Raw genomic sequence first — 13843 nt, 5'->3', positions numbered from 1 at the left:
TCGACGGCGAGGCCGGGGGCCTGTCCCCATTTCCCGGGCCTGCGGAGTCCGCCGCGGCGGAAGGGGGAGAGGCACCTGCGCTTCGCTTCCGAGCCGGTTCCCGTTCCGCCTCCGCCGAACGGGGCCGGCGGTCCGGCTCGACGTCCCTTCAACGATCGATCAAACGATCTCCTGGATCACCTTCCCCTCGACGAACGTGAGCCGTTCGTCGCGGCCGAGGTGGGGGTAGGTCAGGCGGTGCTGGTCGAGGCCGAGTTGGTGGAGGATCGTGGTGTGGATGTCGCGGAAGTGGTAGGGGCGTTCGATGGCGCGGAGGCCGATGGCGTCGGTGGCGCCGACGACCTGGCCGCCCTTGATGCCACCGCCGGCCATCCACATGGAGAACCCAAGGTTGTGGTGGTCGCGGCCTCGGCCGGATTCGGCCTCGGGGGAGCGGCCGAATTCGCCGCCCCAGACGACGAGGGTGCTGTCGAGGAGCCCTCGGCGTTTTAAGTCCTTGAGGAGGCCGGCGACGGGCTTGTCGGTCTCGGCGGCCTTGCGCAGGTGGTTTTCCTCGACGTCGCTGTGGGCGTCCCACTGGAGGTTGCCGGTGCCGCCGCCGGAGACGACGCAGACGAATCGCACGCCGTTCTCGACGAGCTTGCGCGCGAGCAGGCAGCGGCGGCCGTAGTCGTGGGTCGGCTCGACGCCGATGCCGTAGAGGTCTCGGGTTTCTTGCGGCTCGCGTGCGATGTCGAGTACCTCGGGGGCCTCGGTCTGCATCTTGAACGCGAGGTCATACGCGTTGATCCGCGCGGAGAACTCGTGGTCGGCGGGGTCGAGCGTGGCCTCGTTCAACTCGCGGATGAGCCGGAGCGTGCGCCCGCGCTGGTCGATTTGGACCCCTTCGGGGGGCTTGAGGTTGAGGACCGGCCGGTCGCCGGGGCGGAACATCGCGGGCTGGTAGATCGCGGGGAGGAAGCCGTTGGTGTACATCGGCTGGCCGGCTTCGAGCGCACCTTTGGGGTCGGGCATGACCACGTAGGCCGGCAGCGATTGGCTCTCGGCCCCGAGGCCGTAGAGGATCCACGAGCCCATGCTGGGGAACCCGGGGACGAGCCTGCCGGTGAAGAGCTCGTACTGGGCGGCCGAGTGCACGACCATGTCGCCGTAGCAGGACCGGAGGACCGCGAGGTCGTCCACGCACTGGGAGGTGTGGGGGAAGAGGTCGGAGACCTCGATCCCGCTCTCGCCGTACTTGCGGAACGTCCGCTTCGTGCCGAGGAGCCGGGCGTTGGGCTGGATCGCCTGGTACTTGGCCTCGCCGAACTCCTTGGGCCGGCGCTGGCCTTCGAGCTTGTCCAGGAGGGGCTTGGGGTCGAAGGTCTCGAGGTGGCTCGGACCCCCCGCCATGAACAGGAAGATGACCGAGCGGGCCTTCGCCGCCTGATGCGGGAGCCTCGGCGCGAGCGGGTCGAGCGTCCCGGCGCGGACCTGCTCCTGCTCGAGGAGCGACGCCAGGGCGAGTCCCCCGAACCCGCAGAAGGCGTCTCGGATGAACTCCCGGCGCGTGCGAGTGGGGATGCTGTGGGGCGCGTGGTCAAGGGACATAGAGGAACCCGTTGAGGTTGAACAGGGCCAGCGCGAATTCCCGCAACGGCTGCTCGCGGACGAAGGCGACGGAGAGCGTACGCTCCTCCGCCGAGGGGGCTCGGCCGAGCGCGAGTCGGTAGCCGCATTCCACGACTCGGTCCGTATCTCCGCCGGACTCGGTCTCGAGGCGGCGGGCGAAGGCTTCGGCAAGGTCGTTGGATAGCCGGCCGTTGAGCATCTCGAGCGCCTGGGGGGCGTGGGTGCTCGAGACGCGTCGGCCGCAGGTCGTCGCCAAGGTAGGGGCGTCGAAGGTCTCGAGGAAGGGGAGCCGGAGGTTCCGCTTGGCGATCAGGTAGACCGAGCGCCGGTCGTGCTCGGTGGCTTCCCTGGCGACCTTCCACTGCGAGGGCTTGTACAGGAGCTGCACGAGCTCGGGGTCGACCGGCACCATCACGCTGGGCCCGCCCGCCTTCAGGTTCAAGCGGCCGGAGACGGCGAGCATGGCGTCGCGGATCTCTTCCGCGGAGAGCCTGCGCCGGTCGAACCGCCAGAGCGCGCGATTCTCCGGGTCGCTCTTCTCGGCCTCGTGGGCGAGGGGCGATCGGCTCGACTGCCCGTACGTCCGGCTCAGGACGAGCATGCGATGGATCGGCTTGAGTTTCCAGCCGTTCTCGACCAACGTGGCGGCGAGCCAGTCGAGGAGCTCGGGATGGCTGGGCCGCTCGCCGTGGGTGCCGAAGTCGTTGACGGTCTTCACGAGCCCCGCGCCGAAGTGGTACTGCCAGACCCGGTTGACGATGACCCGGGCGGTCAGGGGATGGCTCGGCTCCGTGAGCCATCGGGCGAGCCGAGTGCGCGGGTCGGGGACATCGGCGGGGAGCTCGGGGGTATCCTCGGAGAGGAGGACGCTGAGTGCGCGGGGGCCGACGGGTTCCCCTTTGTTCTCCCAGACGCCACGCTTGAGGACATGGATCGCCGTCCGACCTTTGGAGTCGTTGTGCGTGCTCGGGATGGTCGGGAGGGGCTCCGGCATCCGCTCTTCCAGGGCTTCGATCTCTTCGCCCAGGCGTTCGCGTTCCTTGCCTTCGGCACGCTTCGCCTGGCGCTTCAGGCGTTGCATGGCATCTTTGATCGTCTGGGATTTCTTCTCCCAGGCGGTCTTCTCGGCGTCCGGGGCGAGCACGATGTTGTGCTCCTCGGTCGCGGCGAGGAACGCCTGGAAGCGGTAGTAGTCTTTCTGGGAGATCGGCTCGAGCTTGTGGTTATGGCAGCGCGCACAGCCGAGGGTCAGGCCGAGGAATGTGCTGCCGATGACGTCGGTCCGCTCGGTGAGGACCTCGTTGCGGCTCAGGGCGATGTCGGGGTTGCCGGCGTTGCGACGGACCGGGCCGAGCCGGTGGAAGATCGAGGCGGTGAGGTGTTCCGGGTCGCGGGGGGCGATCTCGTCGCCGGCGACCTGCTCGACGACGAAGCGGTCGAAGGGCTTGTCGCGGTTGAGTGAGTCGATGACGTAGTCGCGGTATCGCCAGGCGTCCGGGAGGTGGCGGTCGTACTCGTACCCTTCGGTCTCGGCGAACCGCACGACGTCGAGCCAGTGCTGGGCCCAGCGTTCGCCATAGCGGGGGCTGTCCAGCAGCCGGTCGACGACTCGCTCGTCGGCGGACGGCGAGGGGTCATTGACGAACGCGTCGACCTCTTCGGGGGTCGGAGGGAGGCCGATCAGGTCGAACGAGACGCGGCGGATCCACTCCGTTCGGCTCGCCGCCGGGGCCGGGGTCCACTTGCGTCCTTCGAGCCCGGCCAGGATGAAGGCGTCGACCGGGTTCCGCACCCAGGAGGCGTCGGACACCGCGGGAGGGTCGACCTTCTTGACGGGTTGGAAGGCCCAGTGGGTGCGTCCGGGGTTCGACTCGTCCGGACCCTCGGGGCCTGCGGTCTCGCGCGGGTCCGGGGCGCCCATCCCGACCCAGGTCACGAAGTCGGCGATCGTTTGATCGGAGAGCTTCGGCTTGTCGGGGGGCATCTCCAGGCCGTCCTCATGCCGGAGGGCCTGGATGAGAAGACTCTCCGCCCCTTTGCCGAGGACGACGGCCGGCCCGGTGTCTCCCCCTTTGAGGATCGCCGCACGAGAGTCGAGCCGCAGGCCGCCACGCACCTTGCTTGCGCCGGCGGAATGGCATTCATAACACTGCCGTTCGAGGACCGGGGCGATCTTGTCGCGGAAGAACTTCGCACCCTCTCCTGGGTCGGGGTCCGCGGCGCGGCCTGCCGGGGCAAGCCAGGCGGCTCCGATCAGGGTGACTGCGAGGGACCAAATCGTCCGAATCGAGGCTGGACGGCTCACCCACTGCATTGCGGCGTCCCTTGGGCCGAGAGCCGAGAACATCCATCAACACACGCAGAGAGGTTTGGCGGGAGAGTGTTGGCGAGCGTTTCACTCACCATAATAGGTTTATCGGAACCGGAGAGAAATTACGAGACCCTTCGCGGAAGTCTCCGAGGTTCTTCCTGGAGGCGTTGTGTAAGGTTCACCACAAAGGCACAAAGCCACAATGGAATCCCACGAGAAGGTCCAAGGAGAACTCATTCTTTCGGGGCCCTTAACGCTTTGTGCCTTCGTGCCTTTGTGGTGAAGGGCTCTCCCGACGAGAGCGAGGTTCGGTTTTTTCTGGCGTTAAGCACTCTCGTGGAGCATCCTGGGGCGATCGGTCCTCTCAAAGGATCCTACGGCCCTCTCCACCCGTCGTCAGGAGGTTGACGTGCTTGCCCGGATCACCTTGTCCCTAGCCCTCGCCGCGTTGGTTGCGTCTGGTACGGCCTCGGCGGCCGAATTCCCGAGCTTCCGCACGCAAGAGATCGACCCGCACGTGGGGAACGTCTGCTACGCCGTGACCACGGCTGATGTGAACGGTGATGGGAAGCTCGACGTCGTCGCGGTCGCCGAGGACGCGGTGGTCTGGTACGCCAACCCGGGTTGGGAGAAGCACGTCCTGATCAAGAACGCCACGGAGCGCGACAACGTCTGTATTCAGGCTCGCGACATCGACGGCGACGGCAAGGTCGACTTCGCGCTCGGGGCAAGCTGGCAGCCGACGAACACCAAGACGGGCGGGACGCTCCAGTGGCTCAAACGCTCGGGCGAAGGCGATGCGCCCTGGAAAGTCTTGCCCATCGGAGCCGAGCCGACACTCCACCGGATCCGCTGGGGCGATGTGCTCGGGACGGGCAAGACCCAATTGGTGGTCGCCCCGCTCCAGGGCCGAGGGACGAAGGGGCCGGACTGGGGGGCGGGGTCGGGGGTGAGGATCCTTGTTTACTCGGTCCCCGACGACCCGACGAAGACCCCTTGGCCGGTCGAGGTCGCCGACGAGAGCCTGCACACGACGCATAACCTCCAGTTGATCGACTTCGACGGCGATGGTCGGGACGACATCGTGGTCGCGTCGTGGGAGGGGGTTTTCGTCCTGAAGCGTGACTCGAGCGGGCGCTGGTCGAAGACTCAGATCGGCTCGGGCAACCGCGAGTCGAAGCCGTTCAAAGGCTCGAGCGAAGTGAAGGTGGGACGCCTCGCCGACGGCTCGCGCTATGTCGCCACGATCGAGCCCTGGCATGGGTTCCAGGTCGTTGTCTACACCCCGCCCAAGCCCGGTTCTTCCTCAGCCGAGGGTCTCTGGGATCGCGCCGTCATCGACGAGCCCGTCCAGTGGGGCCACGCGGTCTGGTGTGCCGACGTCGACGGCGACGCCGACCAGGAGATCATCGTCGGCCAGCGCGACAAGAGCCAAGACCCCAAACGCACCCCGGCCGGTCCCGGCGTCCTGATCTACGACCCCACGCCCGGCTCCTCCCCGCTGACCTTCACCCGCCACGTCGTCGAAGACGGCGGAGTCGGCACCGAAGACCTCGTCGCCGCCGACCTCGACGGCGACGGCCGCAACGACCTCATCGCCGGGGGCCGCTCGACTCATAACGTCAGGATCTATTGGAATCGGGCGAAGTGAGGAGAGATGGGAGGCAAGAATGTCAGGGATTTTTATCAACAGATGACGCAGATGATCGCAGATTAAATGGAGAAAAGAGGGATGAATGGGATTAAAATTCATTCCCTCTTTTTATTTTAATATAAAGAATGAATCTATTGTTGAATTTGAATTTTATTTAATTTCATTCGTGTTCAATCCGTGGCTAAATCGTCTTCGTGTTTCATTCATGTCCCATCCGTGGCCAGGGAACCCATCCCTCCGATGAAAGCTATCGTCATCACCACCGTCGGCGGCCCCGAGGCCCTGGAGATTCGCGAAGTAGCCAAGCCCGAGCCCCGGGGTGAGCAGGTGCTCGTGCGGGTCAGGGCGTGCGGGTTGAACCGTGCGGATTTGATGCAGGCGCGGGGAAATTACCCGGCGCCTCAGGGAGTCCCGAAGGATATCCCCGGGCTCGAGTTTGCCGGCGAGGTCGAGGCGCTCGGGCCGGACGTGATCGGGACGCTCAAGGTGGGGGATCGCGTCTTCGGGATCGTCGGCGGGGGCGGGCAGGCGGAGTATGTCGTGAGCCACGAGCGGATGGTCGTGCCGGTGCCGGAGAACCTCGACTTCGTCCAGGCGGCGGCGGTCCCGGAGGTCTTCTACACGGCCCACGACGCACTCGAGACTCAGGCGGGGACTCGGGCCGGCGAGCGGGTCCTGATTCATGCCGTGGGGAGTGGCGTGGGCTCGGCGGCGGTGCAGATTGCGCGGGCGATGGGCTGCACCGTGCTCGGGACCTCTCGCACCGCGGAGAAGCTCCAGAAGGCCAAGGAACTCGGCCTCGACGTCGGGATCGACCCCACGGCCGAAGACTTCGCCGAAGCCGTCCGGCGCGAGACCGGCGGACACGGCGTCGACGTGGTCATCGACTTCCTCGGCGCCTCGGCCCTGGCGGGCAACCTCGAGTGCCTGGCGACTCGAGGGCGCCTGGTCGTGGTCGGATTGCTCGGCGGGGGGAAGGCGACGGTCGACCTGGCCGCGATCTTGCGGAACCGGATCAGCGTGGTGGGCACGACGCTCCGGGCTCGGCCCCTGGAGGAGAAGATCGCGGTGACCCGGCGCTTCGCCGACGGCGTCGTCCCCTGGCTCGAGCGCGGGCTGGTCCGACCGATCGTCGACTCAACCTTCGCCTTCGATGACTTCCGAGCGGCCCAGATGCGGGTCGAATCCAACCTGGGCTTCGGCAAGGTCATCCTGCGACTCTGACAGGCCGTCGGTCTTGAGCAGGCCGTCCTGGATCTCGAGCACGAGGTCGTCGGGGGTGATGAATCGTCGGTCGTGCGTGACCACAATCAGGGTGGTCTCGCGCTGGCGCTGGAGCCGGCGGAGGATCTTGTAGATCTCGTCGCCGGTCTTCGAGTCGAGCTCGCCGGTCGGCTCGTCGCCGAGGACGAGGATCGGGTCCTTGATCAGGGCGCGGGCGACCGCCACGCGCTGCTGCTCTCCCCCCGAGAGTTGGTATGGGCGGTGGTCGAGGCGATTGCCGAGCCCCACTTCCCTCAGGAGGTCGGCCGCCTTCTGCTTCAGCTCCGGCGTCAAGCCTCGAGGGAGGAAGGGGACGAGGACGTTCTCGACAGCCGTGAGGTTGCTGATCAGGTTGAACGACTGGAAGATGAAGCCGACGCGGTCGCGGCGGTAGGCGTTCTGCTCGGCCTCGTTCATCCGGGTGAGGTCCTGGCCTTCGACCAGGATCGACCCCGACGTCGGGCGATCGAGCGCCCCGAGCAAGTAGAGCAGCGAGCTCTTGCCCGACCCGGACGGCCCCACGATGAACGCGAATCGCCCCTTGGGCACGCGACAATGGATCCCTCGGAGCGCCTCGACCGAGCGGTCGCCGCTGCGATAGGACTTGTGTACGTCGACCACGTCTATCATCAAGGCACCCTGTTAGTCCGTCGAGCGATCCCGGCCCGGAGTCCCTGTGTCGCCGAAAGGCCCCGGCTCCGACCTTCGGCCCTTCGCGCCATCGCCGGCTTGTCGAGGTTCAGTGGGGGTGGGCCAGGCCCACCCGACGAGGAGTCAATTCGAGACATCCAATCCGATCAATGGGAACCGACCCGGATCGCATCCATCGGCACGAGCCGGGCGGCGCGCCAGGCGGGATACAGGCCGCCGAGCATGCCGGTGACGATCGAGAGGCAGATCCCCAGGCCGAGCAGCCACAGGGGGACATCCAGCCGCATCCCCCCCGAGATGAATTGATTCGCGATCGAGGTCCCGGCCAGCACGAGCACGCACCCGGCGATCCCCGAGAGCAGGCCGAGGTAGGCGCTCTCGAGCGTCACGAGCGTCAGGATGTTCCCCTGCGACCAGCCGTTCGTCCGGAGGACCCCGAACTCGATGAATCGTTCGGTCGTGCTCATCAGCATCGTGTTGATGATGCCCACGATCCCGACCAGGAGCGCGAGGCTGACGGTCATCATCAGGAACTTGTCGACCTGGCCCATCAGCGACCCGAAGTTGGTCATGAACTCGTTCATGCTCCGGGCGTCGACCTCGGGGTAGGCGTCTTCGATGGCCTTCGAGATGTCGTCGTTATGCCCCGGTTGGTTCGTCTCGACGTACATGCTCGAGACGTTCTCCTTCGAGAATCCGAGCAAATTCCTCGCCGAGTCGATGTCCATGACGATCACGACGTCGAGGAGCGGCGACCCTGTCTCGTAGATCCCGACGATCTTGAACGGCTTGCCCGCGATTTTCAGCTCGTCGCCGGGCTTCTTGGGCTTCCCCTTGGCGTCGGGGTATTCGAGGGCGATCTTGCGGCTGATGACGATGTTCGACTTCCCCTTGTCCTCCGGGACGAGGAATCGGCCCTCGCCACGCTCCTGGACTGCCTTGGGATACACCGCGCTCCTGAGATGGCGGTGGGCTTCGATGTCCTGCCCCTGGATCACGGGCTGATCCAGGAACGAGCCCATGCCCTTACCCTTGGCGAGCCTCTGGAACATGCCCATGCCCTCGAGCGGGGGGGCGATCTTCCAGATCTCGGGGGCGACGATTCGGACGCCGGGGATCGCCTGGACCTTCGCCACGAGGCTGGTGGGGAGGTCGCTGAGGACGGGGCTCGGCATGTTCTGCCGGACGACCATCAGCCCTTCGACGCGGCTCAAGGTGTCGCCCACCATGTTCCGCAGGCCTCGAGACACGCTGAACAGCCCCATGACCCCAAGGATCGGGACCGACAGGCCGATCAGGGCGAGCGCCGTGCGCAAAGGGCGGGTCATCAGGTTCCGCCAGGCAAACGATCCCATGGCTCCGTCCATCCCCTGCCAAAGACCGCAAAGCGTTGAGAACGTAACCTCGAGGCCGGTTTCGGCCCGGAAGGCGCTCTAATGAGGCATCAAACGAGGATTATAGCGATTCTGGCGATTCGGCCAAGGGGACTCCTTGAGGCCCCCTGCGCGATCCCGGCCCATCCTCGGCGTTGGCGGTCCGATCGACCCCGTTTCCCACCGCCCCGGGCGGGTTACAATCGACCGGCTGGTGACGGGACTCTGAACGAACACCGAAGACTCGAACGCAAGGGTGGGCAGGCCGATGAACGGGCAACGGTCGTTGGGCGTGGCCTCCGTCGCGGTGGCCTGGCTGCTGCTCGTCGCCGGCCTTGGCGAGGCCCGGGCGCAGCCGACGTTCACGGAGCCGGGGCGCTATCGTCCCGAACCCGACGAACGCCGGGCGATCGAAGGCCGGCTCGACGAGCTGGGGAAGGCGATCGCCGCGTTGCCCAGGGCCGAAGGGCCGCGAGGGCTCGACGCCCAGGCGGAGGTGGAGGTCTACCGTAAAGCCGGCACCTGGGCCCTCCGGCTCGGCGAGTTCTTCGACAAGAAGGACGTCGCCGCAACCCTCGACGTCCTCGCCCGAGGCCTCGAGCGGGCCAAGCTGGTGGCTCAGGGCAAACGCCCCTGGGTCGAAGGGACCGGGTCGCGGAGCCTCGGCTATCGTTCGAAAGTCGACGGCTCGGTCCAGCCTTACGCCGTGGTCGTCCCTGAAGGGCTGCTCACCGGCCAGGACCCCGAGCCTCGCGTCCGGCTCGACGTCGTCCTCCACGGCCGAGGGGCCACCCTGAACGAGGTCCGCTTCCTCAACTCGCACGACGGCAAACGCCCGCGTCCGGAGACCGAGACGGCCGGGATCACCCTCCACGTCTTCGGCCGAGGGAATAACGCCTACCGCTGGGCCGGGGAGGCCGACGTCTTCGAGGCCATCGAGGCCGTTAAACGGAACTACCCCATCGACCCGAGGCGTGTCGTCCTTCGCGGCTTTTCGATGGGAGGCGCCGGGGCCTGGCACCTCGGGCTGCACTTCCCGAGACTCTGGGCGTCCGTCGAGGCGGGGGCGGGGTTCTCCGAAACCCGCCGTTACGCCAAACTCGGCCCGCTGCCCGACGTCCAGGATCGGGCTTTACGTATCTACGACGCTGTTGACGTTGCCGGCAACGCCTTTAACGTTCCGATCGCCGGGTATGGCGGCGAGGACGACCCCCAGCGTCAGGCCGCGATCAACATCGAAGAGGCCCTGAAGGCCCTCGGCTACACGTTCAAGACCGAGGGGCTCGTGACTCGAGGCGAGACCCTCGACTATCTCCGCGTCGTCGGGGCCAAGATGGGGCACGCCGTCGACCCGGCGAGCGCGAAGATCCTCAAGGCCTTCCATGACGAGAATGCGGAGCAAGGGGTCGAGATTACCCCGCCGAGGATCCGGTTCACCGCCCCGACCTTGAAGTACAGCCAGGCCGCCTGGCTGGCGATCGAGCAGTTCCAGGACCACGGCAAGGCCGCGTCGGTGGACGCCGAGATCGTCGAGAAGCGCGTGGTCATCCACAAGGCCGAGAACGTGGCGATCCTGGGCGTCGAGCGGCATCTGGCCGAGTCGATCCGGCTCGGCGACCAGGAGTTCCCGCTCGAAGGGGCGGTCGGGGGGCTCCTTCCCTACGTCGACTTCCAGTTCACCGACGGCGGTTGGCGGTCGCTCGACTACGACGAGTCGCGCGCCTTCCAGGAGAACGTCGCCCGAGGCAAGCGCCGAGGCCTGCAAGGGCCGATCGACGACGCCTTCACCGGCCCCTTCCTCTGCGTCCGGGGGACGGCCAGGCCCTGGAACCCCCACGTCCAGCTCTGGGCCGAGGCCCGCCTCGAGCGCTTCGCCGACGAATGGAGGCGCTGGATGCGCGGCGAGATCCGGATCAAGGACGATACGCAGATCAACGACCAGGACATCGAGGAAAACAACCTCATCCTGTTCGGCGACCCCGGCTCGAACCGAGTCCTTGCGGAGATGCTCCAGGGACTTCCCCTGACCTGGACCCGGACGGACCTGACCTTCGCCGTCGAGTACCGCGCGGCCGACCACGCCCCGGTCCTGATCTCGCCGAATCCCCGGAACCCCCGGCGCTACGTCGTGCTCAACAGCGGCCACACGTTCGGGGCCAAGGAGTTCGCCGGGACCAACGCCCTGCTCTTCCCCCGGCTCGGCGACTACGCCGTCTTCCAGGTCGACCGGATGGGGGGCGAGGTGAAGACCTCCGGCTTCTTCGACGAGCGCTGGAAGCTGAAGACGAACGACAAGCCCACCCCGAAAACCGACTGACGAGGATCGCCATGGCCGCGACGACCGAGATCGGCAAGGCTCCGCCGGGGCCGAAGGGGAATTGGTGGACGGGCAACCTCCCCGCCTTCCGCCGCGACCGGCTCGGTTTCCTCACCGAGTGTGCCAAGACCTACGGCGACGTCGTCGCGATCCGGCTCGGGCCGAAGCGGATGATGGTCGTGAACCACCCGGACCTCGTCGAGGAGGTTCTGGTCACCAACAATCGCCAGTACATCAAGCACTTCGCCCTTCGGATGACCAAGTCGACTCTGGGCAACGGCCTGCTGACCAGCGAGGGCGACTTTTGGCGTCGGCAACGCCGGCTCTCGCAGCCGGCCTTCCACCGGGACCGGATCGCCTCGCACGCGGCGGTGATGGTCGCCTACACCGAGCGGATGCTCGAAGGGTGGGCGGACGGCCGGACGCTCGACATCCAGGCCGCGATGATGCAGGTGACCCTCGAGATCGTGGCGAAGACGCTCTTCGACGCCGACGTCTCGACCGACTCCGCCCACGCCAGCGAGGCGATGGAGACGGTCCTGAGGTGCTTCACAACCCGAGTCGACCGGCTCGTCCGGCTCCCCGAAGCGATTCCGACCCCCTCGAACCTCAGGCTTCGCCGCGCGGTCCGCAGACTCGACGACATCATCTTCGGGATCATCGACCGCCGCCGCTCGAGCGGCGAGGACCGCGGCGACTTACTCTCGATGCTCCTCCAGGCGCACGACGAGTCGGACGGCGTCGGGATGACCAACCGGCAGCTCCGCGACGAGGCGATGACCCTCTTCATGGCGGGCCACGAGACGACGGCCAACACGCTGAGCTGGGTCTGGTACCTCCTCTCGAAGCATCCCGAGGTCGAGGCCCGACTCCACGCCGAGCTCGACACTGTCCTTGGTGGCCGCTCCCCGACCCTGGACGACCTGCCGAAGTTGCCTTACGCCGAGAATGTCGTGAGCGAGACCTTGCGGCTCTACCCCACCGTCTGGATCCTGGGCCGCGAGGCGATCGAGCCGACCGAGGTCGGCGGCTATCACGTCCCCGTCGGGACGACCGTTTATATGAGCCAATGGGTCCTCCACCGGGACGGCCGGTTCTTCGACGACCCGCTGTCGTTCCGCCCCGAACGCTGGTCGGGCGGCCTGTCGAAGCGGATCCCGCGCTACGCCTATTTCCCCTTCGGCGGCGGCCCGAGGATCTGCATCGGCAACGCCTTCGCCATGATGGAGTCCGTCCTCCTCCTCGCCACGATCGCCCGGCGCTTCCGCCTCCGCCTCGCCCCCGAGGCCGTGGTCAAGCCCCTCCCCACGATGACCCTGCGGGCCGATGGGGGGATCTCGATGGTCATCGGCTCCCGACGCTGACGAGTCACCCTCGACTTGATTTTCGGCGGGTGGACAACGGGTTAGATGTCTTAGCCACGGATTGGGCACCGATAAAAATTGTTTTATTTTGAATAAATTCAATAAGAATTGTGTTTTGATACGCGTAAATCCGCGTCATCTGTTGAAAAATTGTCTTCTCTGGTCGGTATTTCAGTCGAACAGTTGCAGTTGGCGATTCCCCGGCGGCCGGAAGGACTCGGCCGAGAGCCCGAGTCGCTGCGCGTTCAGCCCGGCCTTCCGGCAGGCGGACTTGAACATCTGCGAGATTAAGGAGGCGAACTCCCCCTGCCCGTGCATCCGTGAGCCGAACTGGGGATCGTTGAGCCGGCCACCCCGGATCTCTCGGATTCGGTGTAGGATCTTGTCCTTCCGGTCGGGGAAATGGCGGCCGAGCCAGTCCTCGAACAGGGGCGCAACGGCGAGGGGGAGCCGGACCGTCGTGTATCCTGCATACTTCGCCCCGGCCTGCGCGGCGGCCGCGACGATCGCCGGGAGCTCGTGGTCGGTGAGACCGGGGATGACAGGCGCGACCATCACACCGACGGGGACACCTGCTTCGGCCAGGGCTTCGATCGCGGCGAGCCGGAGTTTCGGCGAGGACGTCCTCGGCTCGAGCTTCCGGGCGAGGGCGGCGTCGAGGGTCGTTACGGAGAGGAACACGGCGGACGCCCGGTATCCGGCCATCTCGGCGAGGATGTCGCGGTCCCGGGCCACCAGGCGGTTCTTGGTGATGATCGCGACCGGGTTGCGGAACTCGGCGAGCACCTCCAAGCAGCGTCGGGTCAGCTTGAGCCGGCGCTCGACCGGTTGGTACGCGTCGGTGACGCCGCTCAGCGCGACGACCTGCGGGCGCCAACGCGGGGAGGCTAATTCGCGACGGAGCAACGCAGGGGCGTCCTCCTTGACCAGGATCTGGGTCTCGAAGTCGAGGCCGGCCGAATACCCGAGGAATTCATGGGTCGGGCGAGCATAACAATAAATACATCCGTGTTCACATCCTCGGTATGGGTTAACGCTTGTCTCGAAACCGACGTCCGGGCTGTCGTTCCTGGCGATGGCGGTGCGCGTCGCGTCCTTCAAGAAGCGAGTCGTGGGACGGGGATGCTCGTCGTCGGGGTCGTCCCCGTCGGGGTCGACCTCGTGCCAACTCCGCTCGAACCGATTGGGCGGGTTGCCCGCCGCCCCTCGCCCGTGGATAGTGCCCCGCTCGTCGCGCATCACCGTTCCTCCTTTTGACGCAGTGCAGCATACAAAAGTTCAGGAAACGATGCGCCGGGT

The 13843-nt window shown here is 66.5% G+C and carries 9 protein-coding genes; 4 read left to right on the top strand and 5 right to left on the bottom strand.

The window, feature by feature from the left end:
• Nucleotides 1-159: 159 nt before the first annotated feature.
• Together ACYOEI_RS18410 and ACYOEI_RS18405 are read right to left on the bottom strand one after the other, a co-directional pair.
• Entirely contained in the window at nt 160-1590 is a 1431-nt protein-coding gene (locus ACYOEI_RS18410) for a DUF1501 domain-containing protein (RefSeq protein WP_462851009.1), read from the bottom strand.
• Nucleotides 1580-3925: a DUF1553 domain-containing protein gene (locus ACYOEI_RS18405; protein ID WP_462851008.1), complete on the bottom strand. Its 2346-nt coding sequence runs from the start codon at nt 3923-3925 to the stop codon at nt 1580-1582. The genes ACYOEI_RS18410 and ACYOEI_RS18405 overlap by 11 nt, the downstream gene beginning before the upstream one ends.
• A gap of 406 nt (nt 3926-4331) precedes the next feature.
• Between ACYOEI_RS18405 and ACYOEI_RS18400 the strand changes: the two genes are divergently transcribed.
• Together ACYOEI_RS18400 and ACYOEI_RS18395 are read left to right on the top strand one after the other, a co-directional pair.
• Nucleotides 4332-5573 (top strand): FG-GAP repeat domain-containing protein, encoded by a 1242-nt coding sequence (locus tag ACYOEI_RS18400; protein ID WP_462851007.1) that lies wholly within the window; start codon nt 4332-4334, stop codon nt 5571-5573.
• Nucleotides 5574-5816: 243 nt separating this feature from the next.
• The gene (locus tag ACYOEI_RS18395; protein ID WP_462851006.1) at nt 5817-6800 is read left to right on the top strand and encodes an NAD(P)H-quinone oxidoreductase; all 984 of its coding nucleotides are present in this window, start codon (nt 5817-5819) and stop codon (nt 6798-6800) included.
• Here ACYOEI_RS18395 and ACYOEI_RS18390 read toward each other — a convergent pair.
• Both ACYOEI_RS18390 and ACYOEI_RS18385 read right to left on the bottom strand, forming a co-directional pair.
• Entirely contained in the window at nt 6714-7469 is a 756-nt protein-coding gene (locus ACYOEI_RS18390; protein WP_462851005.1) for an ABC transporter ATP-binding protein, read from the bottom strand. The genes ACYOEI_RS18395 and ACYOEI_RS18390 overlap by 87 nt on opposite strands.
• Before the next feature lie 167 nt (nt 7470-7636).
• Entirely contained in the window at nt 7637-8845 is a 1209-nt protein-coding gene (locus ACYOEI_RS18385; RefSeq protein ID WP_462851004.1) for an ABC transporter permease, read from the bottom strand.
• A 286-nt stretch (nt 8846-9131) separates the two neighbouring features.
• Between ACYOEI_RS18385 and ACYOEI_RS18380 the strand changes: the two genes are divergently transcribed.
• Both ACYOEI_RS18380 and ACYOEI_RS18375 read left to right on the top strand, forming a co-directional pair.
• Nucleotides 9132-11180, top strand: a complete 2049-nt coding sequence (locus ACYOEI_RS18380) for a hypothetical protein (RefSeq protein WP_462851003.1) — start codon at nt 9132-9134, stop codon at nt 11178-11180.
• An 11-nt stretch (nt 11181-11191) separates the two neighbouring features.
• Complete coding sequence (locus tag ACYOEI_RS18375; RefSeq protein ID WP_462851002.1) at nt 11192-12544, top strand: cytochrome P450; 1353 nt, start codon at nt 11192-11194, stop codon at nt 12542-12544.
• 171 nt (nt 12545-12715) lie between these two features.
• Here ACYOEI_RS18375 and ACYOEI_RS18370 read toward each other — a convergent pair whose 3' ends face one another.
• The gene (locus ACYOEI_RS18370; protein ID WP_462851001.1) at nt 12716-13783 is read right to left on the bottom strand and encodes a PA0069 family radical SAM protein; all 1068 of its coding nucleotides are present in this window, start codon (nt 13781-13783) and stop codon (nt 12716-12718) included.
• Between the last annotated feature and the right edge of the window lie 60 nt (nt 13784-13843).

It is taken from the genome of Singulisphaera rosea (genome assembly GCF_054877945.1).
The sequence above is the reverse complement of the archived record's forward strand: the minus strand, read 5'-3'. Positions and strand labels throughout refer to the sequence as shown.

Bases quoted from the DNA above. Each gene is read 5' to 3' on its own strand.
- ACYOEI_RS18410 (WP_462851009.1), bottom strand. From the start codon at position 1,590: ATGTCCCTTGACCACGCGCCCCACAGCATCCCCACTCGCACGCGCCGG.
- ACYOEI_RS18380 (WP_462851003.1), top strand. From the start codon at position 9,132: ATGAACGGGCAACGGTCGTTGGGCGTGGCCTCCGTCGCGGTGGCCTGG.
- ACYOEI_RS18405 (WP_462851008.1), bottom strand. From the start codon at position 3,925: ATGCAGTGGGTGAGCCGTCCAGCCTCGATTCGGACGATTTGGTCCCTC.
- ACYOEI_RS18375 (WP_462851002.1), top strand. From the start codon at position 11,192: ATGGCCGCGACGACCGAGATCGGCAAGGCTCCGCCGGGGCCGAAGGGG.
- ACYOEI_RS18370 (WP_462851001.1), bottom strand. From the start codon at position 13,783: ATGCGCGACGAGCGGGGCACTATCCACGGGCGAGGGGCGGCGGGCAAC.
- ACYOEI_RS18395 (WP_462851006.1), top strand. From the start codon at position 5,817: ATGAAAGCTATCGTCATCACCACCGTCGGCGGCCCCGAGGCCCTGGAG.
- ACYOEI_RS18385 (WP_462851004.1), bottom strand. From the start codon at position 8,845: ATGGGATCGTTTGCCTGGCGGAACCTGATGACCCGCCCTTTGCGCACG.
- ACYOEI_RS18390 (WP_462851005.1), bottom strand. From the start codon at position 7,469: ATGATAGACGTGGTCGACGTACACAAGTCCTATCGCAGCGGCGACCGC.